At 45.4% G+C, this 25074-nt stretch carries 17 protein-coding genes, 3 tRNA genes and 3 rRNA genes; 13 read left to right on the top strand and 10 right to left on the bottom strand.

Annotation, left to right across the window (positions count from 1 at the left end):
• Positions 1 to 530 precede the first annotated feature (530 nt).
• Both CEQ32_RS21395 and CEQ32_RS21390 read left to right on the top strand, forming a co-directional pair.
• A complete protein-coding gene (locus CEQ32_RS21395) occupies positions 531 to 2588 on the top strand; it encodes a bifunctional 2',3'-cyclic-nucleotide 2'-phosphodiesterase/3'-nucleotidase (protein WP_088586821.1) in 2058 nt (685 codons plus the stop codon).
• A 227-nt stretch (positions 2589 to 2815) separates the two neighbouring features.
• Positions 2816 to 3532, top strand: a complete 717-nt coding sequence (locus CEQ32_RS21390) for a DUF2057 domain-containing protein (RefSeq protein ID WP_088586820.1) — start codon at positions 2816 to 2818, stop codon at positions 3530 to 3532.
• Positions 3533 to 3768: 236 nt separating this feature from the next.
• Here CEQ32_RS21390 and rrf read toward each other — a convergent pair.
• The 4 genes from rrf to pssA all read right to left on the bottom strand — a co-directional run bounded on the left by rrf (position 3769) and on the right by pssA (position 10349).
• Positions 3769 to 3884 (bottom strand): 5S ribosomal RNA (gene rrf / locus CEQ32_RS21385).
• A 173-nt stretch (positions 3885 to 4057) separates the two neighbouring features.
• Positions 4058 to 6950 (bottom strand): 23S ribosomal RNA (locus tag CEQ32_RS21380).
• A 319-nt stretch (positions 6951 to 7269) separates the two neighbouring features.
• Positions 7270 to 8812 (bottom strand): 16S ribosomal RNA (locus CEQ32_RS21375).
• The 16S, 23S and 5S rRNA genes sit together here, the layout of an rRNA operon.
• A gap of 718 nt (positions 8813 to 9530) precedes the next feature.
• Positions 9531 to 10349, bottom strand: a complete 819-nt coding sequence (gene pssA / locus CEQ32_RS21370) for a CDP-diacylglycerol--serine O-phosphatidyltransferase (protein ID WP_088586819.1) — start codon at positions 10347 to 10349, stop codon at positions 9531 to 9533.
• Positions 10350 to 10440: 91 nt separating this feature from the next.
• On the opposite strand from pssA, the gene CEQ32_RS21365 reads away from it, so the two are divergent.
• Complete coding sequence (locus CEQ32_RS21365; RefSeq protein WP_088586818.1) at positions 10441 to 10902, top strand: DUF4124 domain-containing protein; 462 nt, start codon at positions 10441 to 10443, stop codon at positions 10900 to 10902.
• 164 nt (positions 10903 to 11066) lie between these two features.
• On the opposite strand, the gene clpB is transcribed toward CEQ32_RS21365, so the two are convergent.
• From clpB to rluD, 3 genes are all read right to left on the bottom strand, one after another.
• Positions 11067 to 13640 (bottom strand): ATP-dependent chaperone ClpB, encoded by a 2574-nt coding sequence (clpB, locus tag CEQ32_RS21360; RefSeq protein ID WP_088586817.1) that lies wholly within the window; start codon positions 13638 to 13640, stop codon positions 11067 to 11069.
• A gap of 117 nt (positions 13641 to 13757) precedes the next feature.
• Positions 13758 to 14531, bottom strand: coding sequence for a peptidoglycan editing factor PgeF (gene pgeF, locus CEQ32_RS21355; RefSeq protein WP_088586816.1), 774 nt, complete (start codon positions 14529 to 14531; stop codon positions 13758 to 13760).
• Between the two features lie 3 nt (positions 14532 to 14534).
• Complete coding sequence (gene rluD, locus CEQ32_RS21350) at positions 14535 to 15506, bottom strand: 23S rRNA pseudouridine(1911/1915/1917) synthase RluD (protein WP_088586815.1); 972 nt, start codon at positions 15504 to 15506, stop codon at positions 14535 to 14537.
• A gap of 122 nt (positions 15507 to 15628) precedes the next feature.
• Between rluD and CEQ32_RS21345 the strand changes: the two genes are divergently transcribed.
• The 5 genes from CEQ32_RS21345 to CEQ32_RS21325 all read left to right on the top strand — a co-directional run bounded on the left by CEQ32_RS21345 (position 15629) and on the right by CEQ32_RS21325 (position 18743).
• Positions 15629 to 16390, top strand: coding sequence for an outer membrane protein assembly factor BamD (locus CEQ32_RS21345; protein ID WP_037421317.1), 762 nt, complete (start codon positions 15629 to 15631; stop codon positions 16388 to 16390).
• Between the two features lie 218 nt (positions 16391 to 16608).
• Positions 16609 to 16684: transfer RNA gene (locus CEQ32_RS21340), tRNA-Phe, on the top strand.
• Positions 16685 to 16740: 56 nt separating this feature from the next.
• Positions 16741 to 16827, top strand: a tRNA-Leu gene (locus CEQ32_RS21335).
• Between the two features lie 42 nt (positions 16828 to 16869).
• Positions 16870 to 16956 (top strand) — tRNA-Leu (locus CEQ32_RS21330).
• Between the two features lie 161 nt (positions 16957 to 17117).
• Positions 17118 to 18743 (top strand): methyl-accepting chemotaxis protein, encoded by a 1626-nt coding sequence (locus tag CEQ32_RS21325; protein ID WP_088586814.1) that lies wholly within the window; start codon positions 17118 to 17120, stop codon positions 18741 to 18743.
• A gap of 285 nt (positions 18744 to 19028) precedes the next feature.
• Here CEQ32_RS21325 and CEQ32_RS21320 read toward each other — a convergent pair whose 3' ends face one another.
• Together CEQ32_RS21320 and CEQ32_RS21315 are read right to left on the bottom strand one after the other, a co-directional pair.
• On the bottom strand, positions 19029 to 19751 hold the full coding sequence (locus CEQ32_RS21320; protein ID WP_088586813.1) for a pseudouridine synthase: 723 nt from the start codon (positions 19749 to 19751) through the stop codon (positions 19029 to 19031).
• Positions 19752 to 19765: 14 nt separating this feature from the next.
• Entirely contained in the window at positions 19766 to 20386 is a 621-nt protein-coding gene (locus CEQ32_RS21315) for a helix-turn-helix transcriptional regulator (RefSeq protein ID WP_088586812.1), read from the bottom strand.
• 146 nt (positions 20387 to 20532) lie between these two features.
• Between CEQ32_RS21315 and CEQ32_RS21310 the strand changes: the two genes are divergently transcribed.
• The 3 genes from CEQ32_RS21310 to CEQ32_RS21300 all read left to right on the top strand — a co-directional run bounded on the left by CEQ32_RS21310 (position 20533) and on the right by CEQ32_RS21300 (position 22255).
• Positions 20533 to 21147, top strand: a complete 615-nt coding sequence (locus CEQ32_RS21310; protein ID WP_088586811.1) for an NADPH-dependent FMN reductase — start codon at positions 20533 to 20535, stop codon at positions 21145 to 21147.
• 50 nt (positions 21148 to 21197) lie between these two features.
• Positions 21198 to 21614 (top strand): VOC family protein, encoded by a 417-nt coding sequence (locus tag CEQ32_RS21305; protein WP_088586810.1) that lies wholly within the window; start codon positions 21198 to 21200, stop codon positions 21612 to 21614.
• A 170-nt stretch (positions 21615 to 21784) separates the two neighbouring features.
• Complete coding sequence (locus CEQ32_RS21300) at positions 21785 to 22255, top strand: YcxB family protein (protein WP_037429752.1); 471 nt, start codon at positions 21785 to 21787, stop codon at positions 22253 to 22255.
• Positions 22256 to 22337: 82 nt separating this feature from the next.
• Here the strand turns inward: CEQ32_RS21300 and CEQ32_RS21295 are convergent, their stop codons facing one another.
• Positions 22338 to 22907, bottom strand: coding sequence for an acetate uptake transporter (locus CEQ32_RS21295; protein ID WP_037429751.1), 570 nt, complete (start codon positions 22905 to 22907; stop codon positions 22338 to 22340).
• A 718-nt stretch (positions 22908 to 23625) separates the two neighbouring features.
• Between CEQ32_RS21295 and CEQ32_RS21290 the strand changes: the two genes are divergently transcribed.
• Positions 23626 to 23862, top strand: a complete 237-nt coding sequence (locus tag CEQ32_RS21290; RefSeq protein WP_037421337.1) for a hypothetical protein — start codon at positions 23626 to 23628, stop codon at positions 23860 to 23862.
• Between the two features lie 348 nt (positions 23863 to 24210).
• On the top strand, positions 24211 to 25074 hold the full coding sequence (locus CEQ32_RS21285) for a MipA/OmpV family protein (RefSeq protein WP_037421340.1): 864 nt from the start codon (positions 24211 to 24213) through the stop codon (positions 25072 to 25074).

Below are 25074 nucleotides of genomic sequence, written 5' to 3'. Positions count from 1 at the left end.
AGGCTAAATTGTATCGCTTTATGTGTGACGAACCTCAAATAACATCATCAAGCGAGCACCACTGCCATGCCCACATTACATCTGAATAACAAAAATTATAAACAACATGATAAATATAAAAATAATTTAATTTAAAAATAATAAGTTACCTAAGAACAATTATAAAAACGCTAAAGGTTAACGCGATAACGATATAAAAATCGGCTTAAAACCAAACCATTTAAATAACAAATATTAATTATTTTTAACAAACAACCAATCCAAGTGTTTATCCAACAGACAAACAAAAATCACGTCATATATCGACTGTAATTTAACCAATCAAATTCATTGTCACAATTTAATACAGCCTTTATCCAATTAATGTCACATTCAGATCATCAAATGTCTTTATAATCCTGCTCGTTAACTTAATGCTTCTGTAACTAATCGTTTTCAGAACAGTTTTCAGAATATGAGTTAACTGGATGATGGACATGCTCAAAAATAGAGCATGTATTAGGGTCACATAAATATAAATAGAGAAAACTATGTTAAATAAAAAACTACTCGCAGTGATGATCACTGCCGCCCTTGGTGTAAGCGCCTGTGGCTCAGATGATGAGCCAATTGTTCAAGCGGATTTACGTGTACTAGAAACCACCGATCTGCACACGAATATCATGGATTTCAACTACTACAACGGCAAAGTCGATCCAACAATTGGTCTCGCGCGTACCGCAAGTTTAATTCATGCGGCTCGTCAGGAGTCCAAAAACAGTGTGCTCGTTGATAACGGTGACCTACTTCAAGGCAGTCCAATGGGCGACTATATGGCTAAAGTCGGTCTGCAAATGGGTGATGTTCACCCGGCTTATAAAGCGATGAACCTACTAGATTATGAAGTGGGGAATATCGGGAATCACGAATTTAACTATGGCTTAGATTTTTTAAATAAATCACTTCATGGTGCTAAATTTCCTTATATTAACGCCAACGTATATTGTGCTGATGAAAACGGTTGTTGGAATAATGTGAAAAAAGGTGAGCATTTATTCACCCCATATATCATTAAAGAAAAACAAATTATCGATAACGAAGGAAATAACCAAACCATTAAGATTGGTTATATTGGTTTTGTGCCGCCACAAATCTTATTGTGGGATAAACAAAATCTTACTGGCAAAGTTAAGGTTGAAGATATCGTCGAGACAGCAAAGAAATATGTGCCTGAAATGAAGGCGAAAGGCGCTGATTTGATTATCGCGATCCCCCACTCTGGTATCGGTTCAACAGAGAATCCTGGCGATCCCATGGCGGAAAACGCTACCTACGCGTTAACGAATGTAAAAGATATTAATGCCATTATGTTTGGTCACAGCCACTCCATCTTCCCCGATGCCAAATATGCCGACCTACCTAATACAGATGTGACCAAGGGTCTATTAAACGGCGTCCCAGCCGTCATGCCTGGACGTTGGGGTGACAACTTAGGTGTGGTTGACTTTAAACTAGAGCGTAAAGACGGTAAATGGATGGTACTTAGTGCAACGACTAAGGCTCGTCCTATCTATGATGGCGCAACTAAAACGCCATTAGTCGACCGTGACCAAGAAATTATCGATGCCGTAGCTGAAGAGCACCAAGGCACGCTTGCCTTCGTGGATGAGCCAATTGGGGTTGCTGCCGCCGATATGTATAGCTTCTTGACCTTAGTGCAGGACGATCCAACGGTGCAAATCGTTTCCGATGCACAAATTGCCAACGTCAAAGCCAAACTCCCTGAAGCGCTAAAAGATCTGCCTGTATTATCGGCCTCTGCGCCATTCAAAGCCGGCGGACGCCATGGCACAACCAGCGATGCAGACCAATACGTACAGGTGGATAAAGGCGCATTAACCTTTAAAAATGCTGCTGATCTTTATCTCTATCCTAATACCATGGTGGCGGTAAAGGCCACAGGTGCAGAGCTGAAAGACTGGCTGGAATGTTCCGCTAACCAGTTTAAGCAAATCGACCCAAGTAAAACAACGCCACAGGAGTTAATCAACTGGGACGGTCATCCAACCTACAACTTCGACGTACTCGATGGTTTAACTTATAAAATTGATGTCACTCAACCAAGTAAATTCGACCGTGACTGCGCTGTTGTCAACGCCAATGCTAACCGTATCGTCGATTTAAGCTATACCGATGAAAATGGCAAAGTATTCACTGGCGAAGAATTTGCAGCCAAAGAATTTATCGTGGCCTCAAATAACTATCGCGCCTTTGGTGGTAAGTTCGCCGGTACAGGCAGTGACCATGTGGTTCTGGAACTGCCAGATACCAACCGTGAAGCCTTAGCGGCCTATATCACAGCGCAATCTAAGTACAATGAAGCAACAGGCAAGTACGAAGGCATGGTAAACCCAAGTGCTGACTACAACTGGGATTTCAAAACCATCAACACGAATGTGACCCTTGATATTCGCTTCCAAACCCAAGATAGCGATAAAGCCGCAACCTTTATCGAAGCGAATAAACAACGCGAAATGACCAAACTGAGTAAAGATGAACTCGGTTTTGCCGTGTACCGCATCAACCTAAGCCAAGATAAAGCAAAGTAATTTGCATTACTTCCACTTAGATTAAGTTAAAGAGAATTAGGTTTAACCTAGCTTCGTGCTTTGGATCAGAAAAGGCTCTTCGTGAGCCTTTTCTTTTAGTTTCATCCCTGCATGCTCTAAACCTTAACAAAATAAACTAAATGAGTTTATTCCTTTGCCATCTAAGGTTTTGTGTAATCCGCTATCTCACTTATCATTAATACGTGATATAAACGAAGAGAAAGCTTATGAAATCCCCTTCTATACTGTGTGCATCAACCCTATTGCTTGCCAGCCTACAACCCGTTTGTGCCGAAATCATTCTAAAGCTTCCAAGCGATGTCGAGCTGCTCACCGTAAATGGACAAAAGCCATTAAACACCTCACCTGTTACGCTAAGTAATGGATTGAACCAAATCGCTTTTCGCTACAATGCTCAATACCGTAAACAGGCAAATTCAGTACGCTATCAATCGGACGTGCTGGTCATTCGCTTTAATCAAACAGACCAAGAATTACATCTCAAACTGCCCAATATAGATTCGGCTAAGGCTGCAAAGCAATTCGATGAGTTACCATTACTCATGCTTTTAGATAAGCATAATCAAGTGATTGCGTTCGACCAAGATAGATTAGTGAAAAACGGGTTACAGATAGGCCGAAACTTCGAGCAGGAAATCTTTCAGTATAATCAGGGACAACATCCCGCCTCGATAACGTTTACCACTCAGCAAAGCCTGCCTCAAGTATCAGCGACAACGAGTGCACCAACTCTGCCTGCCACCTCTTCTGCGACGTCCACTATAGTTACCACCACAGCAGTCGCATCCACAGCTGCAATAACACAAAGCACAGCGCCTGATTCACCAACTCAAGCCGAAATCAGCCATATGCTGGATTATTGGTATCAACTCGCCGATGACGTCACTAAAGCAAAGTTCAAAGCCAAAATTAATGGGCAATAAGCTTATTCGTTACTTTTTGCGCAGCAGCAAACTAGCATGGTCACGCTAACCCCAATTCAGAATAGAGCAGCCTAGGTTGCTCTTTTTATTGGCCTGATGTTATGTACCTAAATTTTTAGAGTAACCCAATCTGAAATGGTATCTAAGGGAGAATGTAAAAGTGAAAAAAGCAAGAACTGAAAACACTAAATGCAAAAAAGCCAGCTTATTCAGCTGGCTTCATTGTTTAGTTAGGCGCTTGGCGATGACCTACTCTCACATGGGGAGACCCCACACTACCATCGGCGCGATTGCGTTTCACTTCTGAGTTCGGGATGGGATCAGGTGGGACCACAATGCTATTGTCACCAAGCAAATTTGGTATCTACTCCCCATCTTATGTGGGCAGTAAATGAATTTGGAAAGCTGTTTGAGTTCACAAGTATATGGAGGTACTTGATGTCATAAATGCAGGAGCATTTTATGACCACTTCTTAAGTGTTTGTATTCGTCTAAGTGCTACTTAGCAAAACCCATCTGGGTTGTATGGTTAAGCCTCTCGAGTCATTAGTATCAGTTAGCTCAACGCCTCACAACGCTTACACACCTGACCTATCAACGTCCTAGTCTCGAACGGCTCTTTAGTGGACTTATAGTCCAAGGGATGACTCATCTTGGGGCTCGCTTCCCGCTTAGATGCTTTCAGCGGTTATCGATTCCGAACATAGCTACCGGGCAATGCCATTGGCATGACAACCCGAACACCAGCGGTTCGTTCACTCCGGTCCTCTCGTACTAGGAGCAACTCCCCTCAATCATCCAACGCCCACGGCAGATAGGGACCGAACTGTCTCACGACGTTCTGAACCCAGCTCGCGTACCACTTTAAATGGCGAACAGCCATACCCTTGGGACCGACTTCAGCCCCAGGATGTGATGAGCCGACATCGAGGTGCCAAACACCGCCGTCGATATGAACTCTTGGGCGGTATCAGCCTGTTATCCCCGGAGTACCTTTTATCCGTTGAGCGATGGCCCTTCCATTCAGAACCACCGGATCACTATGACCTACTTTCGTACCTGCTCGACGTGTCTGTCTCGCAGTTAAGCTGGCTTATGCCATTGCACTAACCGTACGATGTCCGACCGTACTTAGCCAACCTTCGTGCTCCTCCGTTACTCTTTGGGAGGAGACCGCCCCAGTCAAACTACCCACCAGGCACTGTCCTTACCCCAGATAATGGGGCCAAGTTAGAACATCAACACTACAAGGGTGGTATTTCAAGGACGACTCCATCAGAACTAGCGTTCCAACTTCATAGTCTCCCACCTATCCTACACATGTAGGGTCAATGTTCAGTGCCAAGCTATAGTAAAGGTTCACGGGGTCTTTCCGTCTAGCCGCGGGTATACGGCATCTTCACCGCAATTTCAACTTCACTGAGTCTCGGCTGGAGACAGCGTGGCCATCATTACGCCATTCGTGCAGGTCGGAACTTACCCGACAAGGAATTTCGCTACCTTAGGACCGTTATAGTTACGGCCGCCGTTTACCGGGGCTTCGATCATGAGCTTCTCTTGCGATAACCCAATCAATTAACCTTCCGGCACCGGGCAGGCGTCACACCGTATACTTCCTCTTGCGAGTTTGCACAGTGCTGTGTTTTTGATAAACAGTTGCAGCCACCTGGTATCTGCGACTCCCGTCAGCTTAGAGAGCAAGTCTCATCACCAACAAGAGCGTACCTTCTCCCGAAGTTACGGTACCATTTTGCCTAGTTCCTTCAGCCGAGTTCTCTCAAGCGCCTTGGTATTCTCTACCCGACCACCTGTGTCGGTTTGGGGTACGATTCCCGCTAACCTGAAGCTTAGAAGATTTTCCTGGAAGCATGGCATCAACTACTTCATCCCCTTGGGGACTCGTCATCAGCTCTCAGTGTATAGTGACCCGGATTTGCCTAAGTCACCCACCTACCACCTTAAACGCGGACTACCAACGCCGCGCTAGCCTAGCCTTCTCCGTCTCTCCATCGCAGTTAGCGGAAGTACAGAAATATTAATCTGTTTCCCATCGATTACGCCTTTCGGCCTCACCTTAGGGGTCGACTCACCCTGCCCCGATTAACGTTGGACAGGAACCCTTGGTCTTTCGGCGAGGGGGTTTTTCACCCCCTTTATCGTTACTCATGTCAGCATTCGCACTTCTGATACCTCCAGTGTGGGTTACCCCTTCACCTTCAACGGCTTACAGAACGCTCCTCTACCGCGCAACTCTAATGAATTGCACCCGTAGCTTCGGTGGTATGTTTAGCCCCGTTACATCTTCCGCGCAGGCCGACTCGACTAGTGAGCTATTACGCTTTCTTTAAATGATGGCTGCTTCTAAGCCAACATCCTAGCTGTCTAAGCCTTCCCACATCGTTTCCCACTTAACATACACTTTGGGACCTTAGCTGACGGTCTGGGTTGTTTCCCTTTTGACGACGGACGTTAGCACCCGCCGTCTGTCTCCCGAGTAGTACTCATTGGTATTCGGAGTTTGCAAAGGGTTGGTAAGTCGGGATGACCCCCTAGCCTTAACAGTGCTCTACCCCCAATGGTATTCGCTCGAGGCGCTACCTAAATAGCTTTCGAGGAGAACCAGATATCTCCCGGTTTGATTGGCCTTTCACCCCCAGCCACAAGTCATCCGCTAATTTTTCAACATTAGTCGGTTCGGTCCTCCAGTTGATGTTACTCAACCTTCAACCTGCCCATGGCTAGATCACCGGGTTTCGGGTCTACGCCTTGCAACTAAACGCGCAGTTAACACTCGGTTTCCCTACGGCTCCGCTATTCGCTTAACCTCGCTACAAAACGTAAGTCGCTGACCCATTATACAAAAGGTACGCAGTCACGGTCTCAAGAACCGCTCCCACTGCTTGTACGTATACGGTTTCAGGTTCTATTTCACTCCCCTCACAGGGGTTCTTTTCGCCTTTCCCTCACGGTACTGGTTCACTATCGGTCAGTCAGGAGTATTTAGCCTTGGAGGATGGTCCCCCCATATTCAAACAGGATATCACGTGTCCCGCCTTACTCGTTTTCATCAAAGGTTAGTTTTCGTGTACGGGGCTATCACCCTGTGCCGCTGGACTTTCCAGACCATTCCACTAACACCCCTCTGACTTAAGGGCTAATCCCCGTTCGCTCGCCGCTACTAGGGGAATCTCGGTTGATTTCTTTTCCTAAGGGTACTTAGATGTTTCAGTTCCCCTCGTTTGCCTCATTAAGCTATGTATTCACTTAATGATGACCGCTTATGCGGCCGGGTTCCCCCATTCGGACATCGTTAGCTCAAATGCTTGTTACTAGCTCGCCAACGCTTTTCGCAAGTTACTACGTCCTTCATCGCCTCTGACTGCCAAGGCATCCACCGTATACGCTTAGTCGCTTAACCATACAACCCAAATAGGTTTCACTTGCGTGAGCCACTTGAGTCGTTGCGACCAGCTGGTTTTACTTGTCTCATCTTCGACCAAGAAGATGGACTCGCCTTAGACTTGAATATTCAAGACACTTAACAAGTGTTTTAAGAACTCAATTTTTTTCGTATTAACACAACGACAGACATCATTGCGTTAATTACTATCAGCTTTCCAAATTGTTAAAGAACAATGCATACCGGCTCGCGGTGCATGTCGCTCTCCCTTCCTTTACAGGAAGTTCAACAAGCCATCTGTGTGAACACTCAACAAACATCGAGTTAGTCGTATAGGTAAGGAGGTGATCCAGCCCCAGGTTCCCCTAGGGCTACCTTGTTACGACTTCACCCCAGTCATGAACCACAAAGTGGTGAGCGCCCCCCCGAAGGTTAAGCTACCCACTTCTTTTGCAGCCCACTCCCATGGTGTGACGGGCGGTGTGTACAAGGCCCGGGAACGTATTCACCGTGGCATTCTGATCCACGATTACTAGCGATTCCGACTTCATGGAGTCGAGTTGCAGACTCCAATCCGGACTACGACGAGCTTTGTGAGATTAGCTCCACCTCGCGGCTTTGCAACCCTCTGTACTCGCCATTGTAGCACGTGTGTAGCCCTACTCGTAAGGGCCATGATGACTTGACGTCGTCCCCACCTTCCTCCGGTTTATCACCGGCAGTCTCCCTAGAGTTCCCACCATTACGTGCTGGCAAATAAGGATAGGGGTTGCGCTCGTTGCGGGACTTAACCCAACATTTCACAACACGAGCTGACGACAGCCATGCAGCACCTGTCTCACAGTTCCCGAAGGCACAACCGCATCTCTGCAGTCTTCTGTGGATGTCAAGAGTAGGTAAGGTTCTTCGCGTTGCATCGAATTAAACCACATGCTCCACCGCTTGTGCGGGCCCCCGTCAATTCATTTGAGTTTTAACCTTGCGGCCGTACTCCCCAGGCGGTCTACTTAATGCGTTAGCTTGAGAGCCCAGTGTTCAAGACACCAAACTCCGAGTAGACATCGTTTACGGCGTGGACTACCAGGGTATCTAATCCTGTTTGCTCCCCACGCTTTCGTGCATGAGCGTCAGTCTTTGTCCAGGGGGCCGCCTTCGCCACCGGTATTCCTCCAGATCTCTACGCATTTCACCGCTACACCTGGAATTCTACCCCCCTCTACAAGACTCTAGTTCGCCAGTTCGAAATGCTATTCCTAGGTTGAGCCCAGGGCTTTCACATCTCGCTTAACAAACCGCCTGCGCACGCTTTACGCCCAGTAATTCCGATTAACGCTCGGACCCTCCGTATTACCGCGGCTGCTGGCACGGAGTTAGCCGGTCCTTCTTCTGTAGGTAACGTCACAGATGAGCCGTATTAAGACTCACCCTTTCCTCCCTACTGAAAGTGCTTTACAACCCGAAGGCCTTCTTCACACACGCGGCATGGCTGCATCAGGGTTTCCCCCATTGTGCAATATTCCCCACTGCTGCCTCCCGTAGGAGTCTGGGCCGTGTCTCAGTCCCAGTGTGGCTGATCATCCTCTCAGAACAGCTAGGGATCGTCGCCTTGGTGAGCCATTACCTCACCAACTAGCTAATCCCACCTAGGTTCATCCAATCGCGGAAGGCCCGAAGGTCCCCTCCTTTCCCCCGTAGGGCGTATGCGGTATTAGCAGTCGTTTCCAACTGTTATCCCCCTCGACTGGGCAGATCCCTAGGCATTACTCACCCGTCCGCCGCTCGCCACCTCAGAAGTAAACTCCCTTGTGCTGCCGCTCGACTTGCATGTGTTAGGCCTGCCGCCAGCGTTCAATCTGAGCCATGATCAAACTCTTCAATTAAAGTTTTGTTGTTCGACTTACGTCAAACGGCTCAATGAATTCTGATTGTTGTTTCAACATTTCCTAGTTAAAAGAAGTGCCAAAACAAACTGTACATATTGCTATGAACACTCATTCATTGATTTAATTCTTTGATTACTTACTCGAAAGTAAAGTAATTTCGATTAACTCAACACCTGTGAGTGTCCACACAGATTTCTTGTTTAGATTGTTAAAGAGCATTTGACCTCATCGCTTGCGTTACCGCTCACTGGGTCAGGGCTGCGTATTCTACGCATTTCCCTTGTCGCGTCAAGGCGTTTTTGCAAACTTCTTGAGGCTTTCGAATCAACTGCACATTTTGCATTCGATTCGCACTGAAACCGCGCTCGCTTTCGCTGTCTGCCGTGTCAGTGGATGCGCATTATAGGCAGCAGAACTTTTTGTGCAAGCGCTTTTTTAACAAAACCTGCCGAGTGAACAAATAACCAACAAATCTTCAAGTGTTGGCTGGATATGCTGCTATTTTTCTCACTTGGGCTGGTAAGTTTGGCATATGTAGAAAGGATGTGCAGGAAATTCTATAGATCGAATAGCCTTAAGAAAGGGCGCTTTAAAACTTTTACATATATAGATGAGTATGTCCGGTGCAGAGAAACGGTTCAAGAATAGGGAATGGCGACTCTTGAACCGTAGAACTAACATGGCATAAAAGATTGAGAATGTAGGAACTGTCGGACTAAGGATTATCCGTAGAACTTTTTGAGCTCTTGGTGCCCTCTGCTGTTTCTTGTTCCTTTTCATGCTCTCCATCACCCACAATATGGGCTACTTTTAGCTTTCTCACGGTACGAATAGTGATCACTGGCCCCGAAATGGCGTAGAGATAAAAACCAATGCAGAGGATTAAAGCTGGCTGAACCGAAACCACAACAAATACACCCACAACGAATAGGATGGCGATAAAATTCACTTTGCCGCGCCAGTCAATCTCCTTGAAAGAGTGATAACGGAAATTGCTCACCATTAATAACCCCGTGATTGCTGTAATCAATCCGGCAATCCAACTGATATTCTTACCATCGAGATAGTACTGATTACCAAGCCAAATACTGCCGGCAATAACGGCCGCAGCAGCAGGACTTGCTAAACCTTGGAAGTAACGTTTATCCGCAACACCGACTTGAGTATTAAAACGTGCCAACCTTAATGCAGCGCCCGCACAATAGATAAATGCTGCGAGCCAACCAACCTTGCCTAAATCTGCAAGCGCCCAATTGTAGGCGAGTAACGCAGGCGCCATACCAAAAGACACCATATCCGCCATACTGTCATATTCAGCACCAAAGTCACTTTGCGTATTCGTTAATCTTGCCACTCTACCGTCTAAGCCATCGCAAATCATAGCCACAAAAATCGCGATTGCTGCCGCTTCAAAGTTGGCATTCATCGAGGCAATTACAGCGTAGAAACCGGAAAACAAGCCTGCGGTTGTGAATAAATTTGGCAGTAAATAGATACCCTTATTCTTTACTGTTTGATTAGAAGAATTTTGCATACACTTATAAAGCTATGAACAGGAATGGAAGTAGGCTTCAAGATAGCATATTTTACTATCATGTCGATGGGTGCCCTAAGGGATGATGTTTATGTTAATGAAAACAAATTTGAGCGTGGTATTTTTAGGTTTTGTATGCCTAGTGTTGCTCACACAAACCGTGCTGGCGGGCGCTATTTACACTTGGGTCGATAAGAACGGGGTAACTCATTACAGTCAACAACCACCGACTCAGGAACAACAAGCGCAGCAGTTGAATAGCAATGATCTTGAACCGAGTAAAATTGGCTATATAGCTCCCGTTAAAAAGGAAGCGCCTCCTGAAATGTCTGAGTCCGAAAAATCGGCGGCTTTAATTAAAGAGAAAGATGCCAAGCAAGCAGAAGCAATTTGTGAAAACGCTAAACATAATTTAGATGTGTTAACGACCCATACAAAACTCACCCGCCAAGAAGACGGTAATAAAGAACCTGTCGCGATGACAGAAGAAGAGCGCCAAGCAGCCATTACTGAGAATCAACAGCGGATCAAACTATTTTGCAATAAAAAATAACGCCCAGAGTTTGTAATAGGCACCACTAAAAATCTTGATGGCAATGCCATACTATTGCTAACCGCTATTTTATCTGTAACCGATATAGGCAAAAAACCGAAGTCCAAGACTTCGGTTTTTTGTTTAGGTTAAGCAGCATTTTGCACGGCAAAGATTGTCGTAAATTATTGCTCGAATACCAGCTCACGACCAGCGCAACTGACCTTGATAGGTTTGCCGGGCAGTAACTCGCCACGCAGTAATTTTTGCGCTAATGGATTTTCCATCTCTTGCTGCAAGGCTCGTTTCAGTGGTCTTGCACCATAGACGGGGTCGAAACCAATTTCAGCGATCAGCGATAATGCCTCGTCGGTGATCTCCAGCGTATAGTCTTTCTCTGCCAAACGCTTACGCAATGAAGCAATTTGGATAGAAGCAATATGCTTGATATTTTCTGCATCCAAGGGATGGAATACCACAGACTCATCGATCCGGTTTAAAAACTCGGGTCTAAAGCTATGGGTCACCACATTCATCACCGCGCTCTTCATTTCGCTATAACTTAAGTGACCGAATCCTTCTTGGATAATGTCAGAGCCTAAGTTTGAGGTCATGATGATCACCGTATTTCTAAAGTCGACGGTACGGCCTTGACCATCGGTTAAGCGGCCATCATCCAGCACCTGCAGCAAGATGTTGAACACGTCTGGGTGCGCCTTCTCCACCTCATCGAGCAGAATCACCGAATAAGGCTTACGACGCACCGCTTCGGTTAAGTAACCGCCCTCTTCATAGCCGACATAACCAGGAGGCGCCCCAACTAAACGGGAAACTGCGTGTTTTTCCATAAACTCTGACATGTCGATGCGCACTAAGGCCGATTCTGTATCGAATAGGAACTTAGCTAACGACTTACACAACTCGGTTTTACCCACACCGGTTGGTCCTAAGAACAAGAAAGAACCAATCGGACGGTTAGGATCGGCAAGCCCTGCGCGGCTACGACGAATCGCATTAGCGACCGCATCTACCGCTTCGTTTTGGCCAATCACACGCTCATGCAGTGCCACTTCCATTTGTAACAGTTTTTCACGCTCGCCTTCGAGCATCTTAGAAACCGGAATACCCGTCGCCTTTGATAACACTTCGGCGATTTCTAAGTCAGTAACTTTATTGCGCAGCAGTGTCATATCCTGCATTTCAGCTTGCGATGCCAAGTCCAATTGCTTTTCAAGCTCTGGAATACGGCCATATTGCAGCTCGGACATACGCGTTAAATCACCGGCGCGGCGCGCGACTTCTAAATCCATCCGCGCTTGCTCAAGGTCAGCTTTAATATGCTGAGTACCTGCCAACGCCGCTTTTTCGGTGCGCCAGATTTCATTGAGCTCCGACGCCTTAGCTTCAACCTCATGCAACTCGACACGTAAATGTTCGAGTCGACGGCGGCTCGCCTCATCGTTTTCTTTGGCCAATGCCTGCTCTTCCAGTTTCAACTGGATAGCACGGCGCTCCAATCTGTCGAGGGATTCAGGCTTAGAATCCATCTGCATACGGATGCTCGATGCCGCCTCGTCAATCAAGTCGATGGCTTTATCGGGTAATTTACGGTCCGACACATAACGGTGTGACATAGTGGCCGCCGCAACGATCGCCGGATCGGTAATTTCCACATGGTGATGCAGCTCATAACGCTCTTTCAAGCCACGCAAAATCGCGATGGTGTCTTCAACGCTTGGCTCATCCACTAATACTTTTTGGAAACGACGCTCAAGGGCGGCATCTTTTTCAATATATTGGCGATACTCGTCAAGAGTCGTCGCGCCTACACAGTGGAGATCGCCACGGGCTAAAGCAGGCTTTAACATGTTACCCGCATCCATGGCGCCATCGCCTTTACCCGCGCCCACCATTGTGTGCAGCTCGTCGATAAAGAGGATCACTTGGCCCTCTTCCTGCGCCAGCTCGTTAAGCACGGCTTTTAAACGCTCTTCAAACTCACCACGATATTTAGCGCCGGCAATCAGTGCACCCATATCTAAGGATAAAACACGTTTATTTTTAATCCCTTCAGGGACTTCGCCGTTCACAATGCGCTGAGCAAGACCTTCAACAATCGCGGTTTTACCCACGCCAGGCTCACCAATCAGCACTGGGTTGTTTTTGCTACGACGTTGCAGTACTTGAATGGTGCGGCGGATTTCATCGTCACGACCAATGACAGGATCGAGTTTGCCCTGCTCGGCACGTTCAGTAAGATCAACGGTAAACTTTTTGAGCGCTTGGCGTTGATCTTCCGCATTGGGATCATCCACATTCTGACCACCACGCATTTGCTCAATGGTTTGTTCCATTAGCTCTTTGTTCGCACCGGATTTTTTGAGGCATTGTGCTAGCGCATCGCTGCCCTCAAGCGCCGCGAGAACGAACAACTCACTGGAGATATATTTGTCTTTGCGCTTTTGCGCCAACTTATCGCACAGGTTTAATAAACGAATTAACCCTTGGGATAATTGTACATCGCCGCCAGTGCCTTCGACCTGCGGTAGACGTTCAAGCTCTTGGCTCAAGAGCGAGCGCAGCGCACTCACCCGAATGCCAGCTTGGGTTAATAAGGGATGGATAGAACCAGAATCCTGGTTGAGCAGCGCCATCATCAAATGTAGCGGTTCGATAAACTGATGATCACGCCCAAGTGCTAACGACTGGGCATCTGAGATGGCAAGCTGAAATTTATTAGTCATACGATCGAGTCGCATACAGCCTCCTAAAACTCACAAATAAGGTACAGCATTTTGTTAGTTAAAAGATGGGGGCTATTTGACCAATTTCAAGCTAGATGGCTAGAAATAAATACAAATTATAGGGGAATAAACTTAAGACTTAAGCCAGATCAAGGAAGCCATACGACCAGTGATTTTATCGCGGCGATAGGAGAAATAATCCTGATTCAATACAGTGCAAATATCGGCGCTGTGGATCTGTGTAATACCCAGTTGCTTTAAGCGTAATTTGGCTAATCCGATAATATCGGCGAGGTATTTATCGCCTCGCGCAATAAAACAACTTTCCGCATTAGGATCTTTTGCCATAAAGGCGGCACGCACTTCGGCACCGACTTCAAAAGCGCTAGGGCCAATAGCCGGCCCTAAGTAGGCGATAAGTTCGTTTGGCTTTGAGGTAAAATGCGCCACGGTCGCCTCAATCACCCCATCACACAGTCCGCGCCAACCGGCATGGGCAGCAGCAACTTCAGTCCCTAGTTGATTACACAAAAGCACTGGCAAGCAATCAGCGGTCATCACTACGCAAACCCGTCCAGCGAGGTCGGTATAGCTGGCATCAGCGACCAAAGGTGGCGTATTTTGCAAGGCCACACACTCTGATTGAGCGTCTTGAGTAAGATTAATTGGGGCGATATCGGCCAAATCAATCACTCGAGTACCATGGACTTGCTCCAACCACACCGGCTCAGTCGCAAGCTGTAACTGCTGTGCTAGTAAGCCACGATTAACCAATACTTGCTGCGGTATGTCACCCACGTGCAACCCTAAATTCAGGCTATCGTAGGGGGCAAGGCTCACGCCGCCATGGCGATCTGTCATTGCAATTGCCACATTGTCAGGTACTGGCCAATCGTGCATCAACATCAGTTAGTACTCGATCGGATGTTCTAAAGTGTCTTGACGCAGCGCTTTAGTCAAAATCACCATATCTTCTGGGATCGGCGCAGTCCAGCTCATGATTTCACAGGTCACAGGATGCGCTAACTCCAATCGCACCGCGTGCAGTGCTTGGCGTTTAAAGTTTTTCAAAATCTCAAAAAACTCAGGACTTGCTGCTTTCGGTGGTTTTGGACGGCCACCATATACAGGATCGCCCACCAGCACATGGCCGATATACGCCATATGCACACGAATTTGATGAGTACGTCCAGACTCTAAACGTAATCTTAAACGGGTATGATTACGGAATTTTTCCGCCACACGGTAATGGGTTACAGCCGGTTTACCCGAATGATGCACCGCCATATGAGTACGTTTCGTCGGATGACGACCAATAGGCTCATCAACAGTGCCGCCTCCGGTCATAGTACCCAGCACTATCGCCTCATACTCACGGGTAATTTCACGGGCCTGCAAGGCAGCAACCAAATGAGTTTGTGCCTCTACTGTTTTGGCCACGACCATTAAACCAGTAGTATCTTTATCCAAACGGTGCACAATACCCGCACGTGGCACATGCTCAATATTTGGGCAATGATGTAGCAATGCGTTCATCAGCGTACCATCGGCATTGCCTGCACCAGGATGCACCACTAAGCCAGCTTGTTTATTGATGACTAAAATATCATCATCTTCATAGACAATATCCAGCTCAATGGCTTGCGCAGCCGCATGCACTTCTTCTTCGAGCGTGGCGTTAATTTCGATTTGCTGCAGCTCAAAAACTTTTTCGCGCGGCTTGTTTACCATTACGCCATCAACATAGACTGCATCAGATAGGATCCATTCCTTGATGCGCGTGCGCGAGTAATCAGGGAACAACTCAGCCAGTGCTTGATCCAATCTCAAACCAGTTTGTGTTGCCGAAATCTCGCTTTTTAGATTAATCTCTTGTGTCATAGGAACCGTATCCCCATTTTGGGGTCAAAAAATGTGTGCTATCTGTTACAATCGAATGCTTTCTATTTTATCGTGAAATGGAAAAATTCTTAACTACAACTTATAAAGAATTGAATTCAAGTATGTATAAATTCTCCAAAGGCTTAACCTTAGTCCTATTTTCACTAGCGTTATCAGCCTGTAGTAGCAGTCCTGAAGATAACGATATTGCCGCCAAAACCTCACCTGATGAGCTTTATTCTCAGGCAAGAACCTCCATGGAGCTTGGCAATTACTCTAAAGCTGTCCGTTCATTGGAGGCGCTAGACTCTCGCTTCCCGTTTGGACCACATAAAACTCAGGTTCAATTGGATCTGATTTATGCTTATTACAAAATGGACGATGTTGCCTCTGGCATTGCTAACATTGACAGATTCATCCGTCTCAACCCAACGCACCCCAATATCGACTATGTCTACTATATGCGAGGACTCGTCAATATGCAGGCGGATAGCTATCTTTTCCACGATATGTTGAATATCGATAGAACCGATCGTGATCCGAAAAATGCCCAAGATGCCTTTAAGGATTTTGACCGTCTAATCAAAACCTACCCCAACAGCAAATATGCCGCTGATGCACAAAAACGCATGTTATCGCTAAAAAACCGTTTAGCAAGATACTCCATTCAAGTTGCTGAATACTATATCAAAATGAACGCTTGGAGTGCTGCTGCTGTTCGTGCACAATCTGTGTTAGAAACGTATCCCGGTACACCATCAACTGAGCGAGCACTGGAGATTATGGCAGAAGCTTATGGCGAGTTAGGTCAGAACCAACTGAAGCAAAACGTGCTAATGGTAATGCAAGCTAACTTCCCAAACAATGAAATCTTATCAAACTAAGTCGAAATGCCCCTTTTAAAGGGGCATTTTTTCGTCTTCTACGGACATTTTTTACGTTTATCCCCTTTAAGTGGCACTGAGTATTTTCTCTTGTCATTCCCGCTAGGACTCAATAAATACACGATTCGAGTAAAACTTACCCAACCGCATCACTTTTTACATTATTTAGTAAAAATCAGTTGACTCAAAAGCCGAAAAGCCTTTAAATTGCGCCCGTCGCCCGAATAGCTCAGTCGGTAGAGCAGAGGATTGAAAATCCTCGTGTCCCTGGTTCGATTCCGGGTTCGGGCACCATCTTTAAGTTGGTTGCCTTAGCGACCAGTGTTAAAGGATTGCAATTAAAGTACAGTGCAGGTGTGGTGGAATTGGTAGACACGCCAGCTTCAGGTGCTGGTGCCCTTACGGGCGTGGAGGTTCAAGTCCTCTCACCTGTACCAAATTGCGATTCAATTTAGTTCGACAACCTGTCGAATACCAATGCAGATGTGGTGGAATTGGTAGACACGCCAGCTTCAGGTGCTGGTGCCCTTGCGGGCGTGGAGGTTCAAGTCCTCTCATCTGTACCAACATAAAGACCTCGCTAAGCGAGGTTTTTTTGTTTCTGCAATTTTATTTCCTTAAATCACCAACCTCATTTGGCATATTTGCTATAACTATTCATACAGACTCATCATGGACTGCTCGAGCTCTGCCTAAAAGCCTCCCTGAATATACTGAGGAAATCCATATGAATGGTCTTCAAATAAAACAAAAAATGTTTATTGGCATTCTCGTGCCGCTCCTAATGCTAGTAACCATTGGTTTTATCGCCATTTATATGATGGGAAAAATCGAATATGGCGTCGAGCGTATCTATAACGATAGAGTGGTTCCTTTAGACGATCTTAAGGTTATCGCTGATAAATATGCCGTTGATGTAATTGACGCGATCAATAAAGCCAATGCTGGCGGATTTAGCGCTTCGCAAGCGGCTAATGCGCTTGAAAATGCCAGCAAAACGATCAATCAGTACTGGCCCAAATACCTTGCAACTGAACTTACCCAAGAAGAATCTCGACTTGCACAACAAGCTGAACAGTTATTTTCACCAGCTAATCAACAAGTCGAGTTGCTCACCTCATATCTTAGGGGGGTTAATGGCGATGTAGCTTACCAACTGAATGACAAAATATTACCGCTTTACCAAGCAATCGATCCGATAAGTGGCAAAATATCAGAACTTATCGCACTACAAATCAAAATTGCAGGTCAGGAAAGAGCTACCGCTAACGAGATTTATCACTCATCGATTGCCATCTTTGCCACTCTTGCAGGGCTTGCAATGCTGACCAGTATTTTGATTGGACTTTGGGTTAATCGCAGTGTGATGAATCCCATCAATGATATTGTGCGCAATTTAAAAACGATCCGCCAAGATTCCGATCTTACCGTTAAATTCCGTACTTTTAATGATGATGAACTCGGACTTATTTCGACTAGCCTCACTCAAGTTATTGAACATTTGAGAGGGATTTTGCACTCCATCGCTGAAGCAGCAAATACGGTTAATAGCTCCGCGACCGAGCTAAGTAGTTTTACCCAAGAAACCAATAAACGCATGCAACAGCAACAAGCTGAAACTGAACAAACAGCAACAGCAATGAATGAAATGACGGCGACTGTGGCAGAGGTCGCTCAGAGTACTTCAGCCGCTGCGGATTCGGCAAAGGATGCTGATAATTATGCGGCGAATGGTAATCGTATCGTTATTGACTCAATTAGCAGCATGTCTCAACTTTCAGAACAAATTCAAAAAACGGCGCAAGTGATTGGCTTTTTATCCAATGAAAGCCAAAGTATTGGTCGAGTTTTAGATGTGATAAAGAGTATTGCCGAACAAACCAACCTATTGGCATTAAACGCTGCGATCGAAGCTGCTCGCGCAGGCGAACAGGGGCGAGGTTTTGCCGTTGTCGCCGATGAAGTCAGAACGCTAGCTCAACGAACTCAAAAGTCCACCCAAGAAATTGAAGCGATGATCGCAACGCTACAAAAAGGGGTTAAAGAAGCAGTTAATGCAATGGAAGTTGGTATCAAGCAAGTCGATGATGCCAATAATAAAGCCAATGAAGCAGGTCAGGCCTTAAAAGAAATTGTAGCGTCAGTAGATAACATTGCTGAGCTCAATGCCCATATTGCGACTGCGGCTGAAGAGCAAAGTAGTGTGGCCGAAAGTATTAACCGTAGCATTATTGCGATCAGTGATATTACCGATGACTCGACTCGCTCAGCACATGAGCTCAGCGAGTCTGTTATAAACCTAACCAAACTGGCTAGCAGCATGCGTAATCAAGTCAGTGCATTCAGGCTCTAACACATTTTCACTGGCACAGCCGTAGCCGTGCTGTGCCAGACTAATGTTATCCTTACGTGTTTGTTACAGCGTCCTTCAAACAATCGTATGCCGAGGTGTATTGACGTTTCAGGATTATTTTTGCAACCCTTTGGTTCACGATCTATGCAAGATAAAGTCCGCGCAGTATCGCTATTTTACTTAACCTAATGAGCGAGCCAGAACGAAATTCAATCTCAAAACGTCAACATGCTCTTAAGGGTTATGTTTTTAAGTGCATATCAGCGCTTTATGCACCGTCTCGAGTTACTTCATTTTTGAATGATAGATAGAGGCGACTTCTTGTGCAGTCAACATCCGGCTATCACCAGGGCTTAAGTGTTTATCTAGGGTAATCTCACCAATGGAAAGGCGGTGTAATCCCACCACTGGATTACGGAAACGACCAAACATCCGCTTGATTTGATGGTACTTCCCTTCCCTTAAAGTAACCTCTGCAATATGAGTGTCGAGGATAGTCAACTTTGCAGGCTGTGTGGTGATATCTTCAAAGCCAAAATACATGCCCTGCGCGAATGCCGCGACATAGTCCTCACTCAAGGGATAGGCTAAAGTCACTCGATACACTTTATCCACTTTTTGCTCGGGTGACATTAACGCCTCGGACCAACGACTATCATTGGTCAGTAACAATAAACCCGATGAGTTTAAATCTAACCGCCCAGCAATATGCAGCTCATGGCGAGCTTCGCAATCGAGTAAATCAATCACAGTGCGGTGCTCCTTGTCTTTGGTCGCACTCACTACCCCAACGGGCTTGTGCAACATCAAGTACACGGGCTGGTTGGCCTGTAAGACTTGCCCATCAAACACAATGTGGGAAAATTCATCCACCAGCAGATCGAGCGCTTTCGCAGGCGTGCCATCCACATATACTCGCTCCGCCAGCAAGAGTTCTCGCACGGCTTTACGGTGAATTTGTAACTTAACAGCTAGGTATCTATCGAGACGACCGCGTTTTGATTGCATCACACCATCCTGCTCTAAGATAAAGGCGCAATGCGATAGGCACAGCGACGAGCACCATCGATGATATGCTCTTCACGGCTTACAGTAGCAATATCGGCAAATAATTGCTGGAACTGTTGCAGTTCGGAGCGGCAAAAGTTTTGGCACTTAGTCGCTGCGCTGCAAATTGGGCAGTGATTCTCAAGCAACCAGAAAACCCCATCGGCTTGTTCCTGCGTCGCCATATAGCCTTCGAGGGTACGTAACTCCACCAATTTAGTTAAACGGCTGGTAATATCCGTCATACCTTGCATCGCGCTGCGATACTGCTGCATAGCAGTTTGCTCTCTATGCTCAATCAGTTTATCCAACCCCTGATCACCAAATATCATTTTTACGGAATCAATCAATTGCAAACTAAGCTCACTGTGGCGATCGGCAAAGTGGGTTCTACTCTGCTCCGTTAACCCCCAATACCGGGTTGGGCGTCCGCGGCCTTCAACTCTGTCTTCAATATCGACATCACCCGCCTCTTCTAAGGCTTGCAAATGCTGGCGAACGCCCATAGTGGTCAACGCAAGCTCTTCCGCTAGGGTCTTAGCCGTTAACGGGCCATGCAATTTGAGTAATTGAATAATCTTATCAGTAGTTTTCATATGCGCTCTCCGCTCTTCGCCTCGGATTATCCCTTAATCGCCCACCTTTTAACAGAATAAATAAAGTTTTTTATTTATTTTATCCTTTACAAGATTAAGTAAAGAAATTACCTTATAAATAATTTATAAACAAATAGGTTTACATAATGAACTTACTCATCATCAGCACCAGTCAAAGAGCCCACTCGCAAAGCGCTAAAGTCGCGAAATACATAGCCGAAACCAGTTTTTTATCGCCCCATAATGTCGGTTACGACGCTATTCATCACTTAGAACTTTGCCAGTTCAATCTGCCATTTTGGGACGGTGAAGAGGACAACAAGGGCGAACATTGGCCTGAGATTGAGCGAAAAGTCGATGCCGCGGATGCCCTCGTTTTGATTACGCCCGAATGGGGTGGAATGGCATCGCCACTGCTTAAAAACTTCCTATTGATGTGTAGCCGTCAGGAAACCGCCCATAAGCCAGTGTTGCTGATTTCAGTTTGTAGCGGCATTAGCGGCGCCTACCCCATTGTAGAAGTCAAAATGAATGCACTCAAAAACAATAAATTGGTGCCGATCCCCGACCATTTGATCATCCGTAATGTCGAGAATGTACTCAACGCCACGCCCCAAGGCACACGGGATATCGCCCTCAGGGAAAGAGTGCAATATAGCCTATTTATGTTGCATCAATATGCCCAAGCCTTAGCGCCGATACGCCAACGCCATATTCATCAACCCTACCCCAAGCAGCAGGAATACTGCTACGGTATGTAAGCAGCTTGGATGTGAATCACACTGATTAAAATCATTACAAGGAACGCATTATGATCCATTTAGAGCACATCAACCTAGTCGTCGACGATATCCCTAAAGCACTCACTTTTTATCAAGCCGCCTTCCCACATTGGCGTGTCCGTGGCGGAGATAAAGGGACTTGGTACGGCAAGCCGCGCAATTGGATTCATTTTGGCGATGATTATCAATACATTGCCTTTAGCGATAACGGTGAAGGGGAAAACCGCGACTTAACGGGCCATCAAATTGGCTTAGCTCATTTTGCTTTTGTCGTAAGTGATTTAGATGCAATCATCACCAGACTGACTCAAGCAGGCTTTCAGATAGCAAAAGAGGGCATGGAAGATCCCTATCGCCGCAATATCTACTTCTTCGATGCCCATGGATTTGAAGTCGAGTTTGTTGAGTATCTGAGTGATATTCCCACAGAGCGAAACCGCTATTAAGTCATAAGCAAACTATGGTGCAGGAACGGGCGCAGGTACGATAACAGGGTATTTTGCGCCGTATCGCTACTGCAGACTTATCCCAAAAATCGTTACTTTACGCAGCTAACCCGCTAAACTAATGTGCTATCCAGCTTTAGATAATTAAACTTTTGATTAGTAAATAAGACATGACCACACCCTATTGTTATTCCACAACTTACATCTTAGATAAAGCGCATTTTGACGAGTGTTATACCCAGTCCGTCAAACCCGATCCCACTCTCAAACCTTATTATAAAGCCATAGGTTTCGGGCTCATTGGCATTGCGCTGATTTTTGCGGATGTCAGCCTCTATCTGGCCTATTTCTTTGTTGGGCTCGGGGTGATTGAAGCATTAAATGTAAAATACAACAAAGCGTGGTGGTTGATGCGGCAAATGATGAGCAAAGCCGCCAATAATGAAGTCACCCTTATCATTGATGAGCAAGGTATCCACACAAAATCACAATATGTTAACGCTCAAATTCTCTGGACGGATATTTATCGTATTGTGCAAACGGATAAAGGGTTCCTAATCACCCATAAAACAGGGACCAGCTATATCTCTAACCGTAGTCTAGATAATGCCTGTATTGCATTTATCCAAACTAAAATCTGATGTTGTAAGTTTTAATATTACTGACCCGTCAAAAATGCAAAAGGCTGAATGATTCAGCCTTTTGCATAAACTAAGAACTCAGTTAGACCTTAGCTTTAAGCTCGCCTATCGGTAAAATAGTGCGGCCATATTCATTATTGAGCACTTGCGCCATGGCAAAGTAAATTGCACTCGCACCACAGATAATCCCTTCAAAACCCGCGATGGTGCCAATAAGCGCGCTGCCAGTAAAATCTCTCGCCGCCAGAAGGAAGAATAGAATCGTCAACGAAGCAAACACAAACTGCTTAGCCCTTGGATAACGTAACGATCCCACAAACATAAAGGCTGTAAAAATTCCCCAAAGGGTTAAGTACCACCCCATAAAATAGGTTGGACTCGCCGCAACCCCAGCATTTGGCATTAAAATAAGCCCAACTAAGGTCAACCAGAATAAACCGTAAGAGGTAAAGGCGGTTGTACCAAAGGTATCACCACGCATAAAGCACATAATGCCCACGATAATTTGACCCATTCCGCCATAGAAAATCCCCATAGCTAAGATCATCGAGTCAATCGGAAAGTACCCTGCATTATGAATGTTTAGCAGGATAGTCGTCATACCAAAGCCCATTAAACCTAATGGAGCCGGATTCGCCAGTTTTGTCGACACAGAAAGTCCCCAAAATGATAAGTAAATTTCAGTACAATAATTTGCACTTATAGTTCGATAAAAAGCGGCGAAGTTTAGATAACAACAAAGAAGATCACAATCTAAATCTTATAATCATAACAAATAAACAAATTAACCATTAAAATCATCAAGATAAAAAATTAATAAATAAAAAAATCTACAGGCTAAAAATTAATCTCTTAAGATTCAAATATCTATAAAACATGGGTAAAAATAGTGCGCTAAATCTTATTTATAGGGCAATTTTGCTATAGTTCAAACTTTCTACTCTCTCATCAACAAATGCACTCTCTAGTAATCCGTAAAAACCATCAAAAAGATTAACTTCATCCCATAAATAGACCAAAGTTGAGATAAGTCTATTTTTAAACATATTAATTACAAATATGCCGCTCAGGATGATGAAACTTAAGGGTGGTAAGAACGTCATAGTAAAATAAGCTCAGCTTGGTAGTGGAAAATCAGGGGGATTCGCGCGGTTTACGAAGGATGAGATCGGTATTTTTGACTGGCTTAGGCACTTAAGCCTGCCCATAAAACAACCATGATAATTCGACAAAAAATAGCTTACAAAATGAGTGAAAAATTATTTATATCTAAAAAATAATAGCAATGATAAATTGCTATCTGTTGACGCAGCGGCATGATGGGAAACCAGTTAGGCTGTTGTTAACTATCAATAACTAAAGGAAATAAAATGAAAACGTTATCAGCTGTTATCACCCTGTCGGCGCTAATCAGTTTTGCTAGCTTTGCCGATGAATCAACACTTCCTCCGGCACCTGCAAATGATATCGCTCAACTGACCGAAGTATGCCAACAGATGGCATCTGAAGATCAGATTGAAAATGCCGAGCTTAAACAATATGTCCTCGACTGCGTGAATGACCAGCTAACAGAAATGGGCTATCAGACACTAAAAGAACTCAACTGATCGGTTTTACTTCCTTTAGCTCCTGGCTGTAATCAGGTTTCATCGAGTTTTACGAATGCCATTCCGACAATGAATGGCATTTTATTTGCTGCACCAACCCAAATTAGTAACACCAGCACCCAAAAAGCAAAACAGTATAAATACAACACACCAACGTCGACAAAAGCGCTAAGCAAGTGCATTTTATGCTTTTATGATGTCTTTCAATTGATTACGAGATCTACATATATGCTATTTGTATGATATCTGTATCATTTTGCATCCCTTCAGGTGAAAGCACTGTGGAATTAAGCATAAAATGCTAATCTGTTGCCCATTACCGACTGTCATTAAATCCGAACGCATATCATGTATCGAACATTATTAATCTTACTCACCGCGCTTAGCCTACCTTCAATTGGAATGGCCAAAGAACCGTGCGTCACTAAAGATGAATGTATTGAAATGCGCAACTGGGATTTAGGCGTGGCGGTCGGTTGGGGACAAAAAACCAATCCTCTTAGGGATTTTGATGATATTCCGGTCTTTTTTATCCCAACTGTAGCTTACTATGGTGACCATTGGTTTTTTGATAACGGTAACTTAGGCTATAGCTTAGTTGAGCAACAATATTTCAGCGTCAACTTAGTGACCAGCTATAGCATGGATAGAGCTTATTTCTATCGCTGGGACCCTTCGAATATCTTTTTGGAGCGAAGTTCACAGGATGGGGCGAGAATGCTCTCGACCAAGACAGTTCTCAGCAGTGAACCCGAACCCGTGTTTAATTCCTTAGAATCGCGTAACTTTACGTTATTAGGTGGCGCTGAAGCATTTATTTATACCCCATTAGGCGTAGTTAGGTTAGCCTACACCCATGATATGTTTGATGTGCATCAAGGCGCTGAAGCGCAAATTAAATGGACCTATGGTTGGCATTTAACCCGCTGGGTAATGGATATGTCACTCGTATTTGATTGGAAAAGTACCAACGTCGTCGACTATTACTATGGTGTACGCCCGAGTGAAAATGATTATTGGAGCAAACATTACCATGCTGATGCTGGCTGGAATAAAGGGGTCGAAATGACAGCCCGTTATATCTTAACTGATAACTGGGATATGCTCTTTGCGTTCCGCTACACACAAATTGCAGATGAAATAGCCGCCAGTCCCTTGCTCAATCAAGACTATAGCAGCACTTATTTTATTGGCGCAGCGTATAGGTTTTAA

The sequence above is a fragment of the Shewanella sp. FDAARGOS_354 genome (genome assembly GCF_002209245.2).
GTDB classification, from domain to species: Bacteria; Pseudomonadota; Gammaproteobacteria; order Enterobacterales; family Shewanellaceae; genus Shewanella; species Shewanella xiamenensis.
Note: the sequence above shows the minus strand (reverse complement) of the source record. Positions and strands in the feature narration are given on the sequence as shown.

Excerpts from the sequence above, each read along its gene's own strand:
- CEQ32_RS21395 (WP_088586821.1), top strand. The coding sequence starts at position 531 with ATGTTAAATAAAAAACTACTCGCAGTGATGATCACTGCCGCCCTTGGT.
- CEQ32_RS21390 (WP_088586820.1), top strand. The coding sequence starts at position 2,816 with ATGAAATCCCCTTCTATACTGTGTGCATCAACCCTATTGCTTGCCAGC.
- pssA (WP_088586819.1), bottom strand. The coding sequence starts at position 10,349 with ATGCAAAATTCTTCTAATCAAACAGTAAAGAATAAGGGTATCTATTTA.
- CEQ32_RS21365 (WP_088586818.1), top strand. The coding sequence starts at position 10,441 with ATGTTAATGAAAACAAATTTGAGCGTGGTATTTTTAGGTTTTGTATGC.
- clpB (WP_088586817.1), bottom strand. The coding sequence starts at position 13,640 with ATGCGACTCGATCGTATGACTAATAAATTTCAGCTTGCCATCTCAGAT.
- pgeF (WP_088586816.1), bottom strand. The coding sequence starts at position 14,531 with ATGTTGATGCACGATTGGCCAGTACCTGACAATGTGGCAATTGCAATG.
- rluD (WP_088586815.1), bottom strand. The coding sequence starts at position 15,506 with ATGACACAAGAGATTAATCTAAAAAGCGAGATTTCGGCAACACAAACT.
- CEQ32_RS21345 (WP_037421317.1), top strand. The coding sequence starts at position 15,629 with ATGTATAAATTCTCCAAAGGCTTAACCTTAGTCCTATTTTCACTAGCG.
- CEQ32_RS21325 (WP_088586814.1), top strand. The coding sequence starts at position 17,118 with ATGAATGGTCTTCAAATAAAACAAAAAATGTTTATTGGCATTCTCGTG.
- CEQ32_RS21320 (WP_088586813.1), bottom strand. The coding sequence starts at position 19,751 with ATGCAATCAAAACGCGGTCGTCTCGATAGATACCTAGCTGTTAAGTTA.
- CEQ32_RS21315 (WP_088586812.1), bottom strand. The coding sequence starts at position 20,386 with ATGAAAACTACTGATAAGATTATTCAATTACTCAAATTGCATGGCCCG.
- CEQ32_RS21310 (WP_088586811.1), top strand. The coding sequence starts at position 20,533 with ATGAACTTACTCATCATCAGCACCAGTCAAAGAGCCCACTCGCAAAGC.
- CEQ32_RS21305 (WP_088586810.1), top strand. The coding sequence starts at position 21,198 with ATGATCCATTTAGAGCACATCAACCTAGTCGTCGACGATATCCCTAAA.
- CEQ32_RS21300 (WP_037429752.1), top strand. The coding sequence starts at position 21,785 with ATGACCACACCCTATTGTTATTCCACAACTTACATCTTAGATAAAGCG.
- CEQ32_RS21290 (WP_037421337.1), top strand. The coding sequence starts at position 23,626 with ATGAAAACGTTATCAGCTGTTATCACCCTGTCGGCGCTAATCAGTTTT.
- CEQ32_RS21285 (WP_037421340.1), top strand. The coding sequence starts at position 24,211 with ATGTATCGAACATTATTAATCTTACTCACCGCGCTTAGCCTACCTTCA.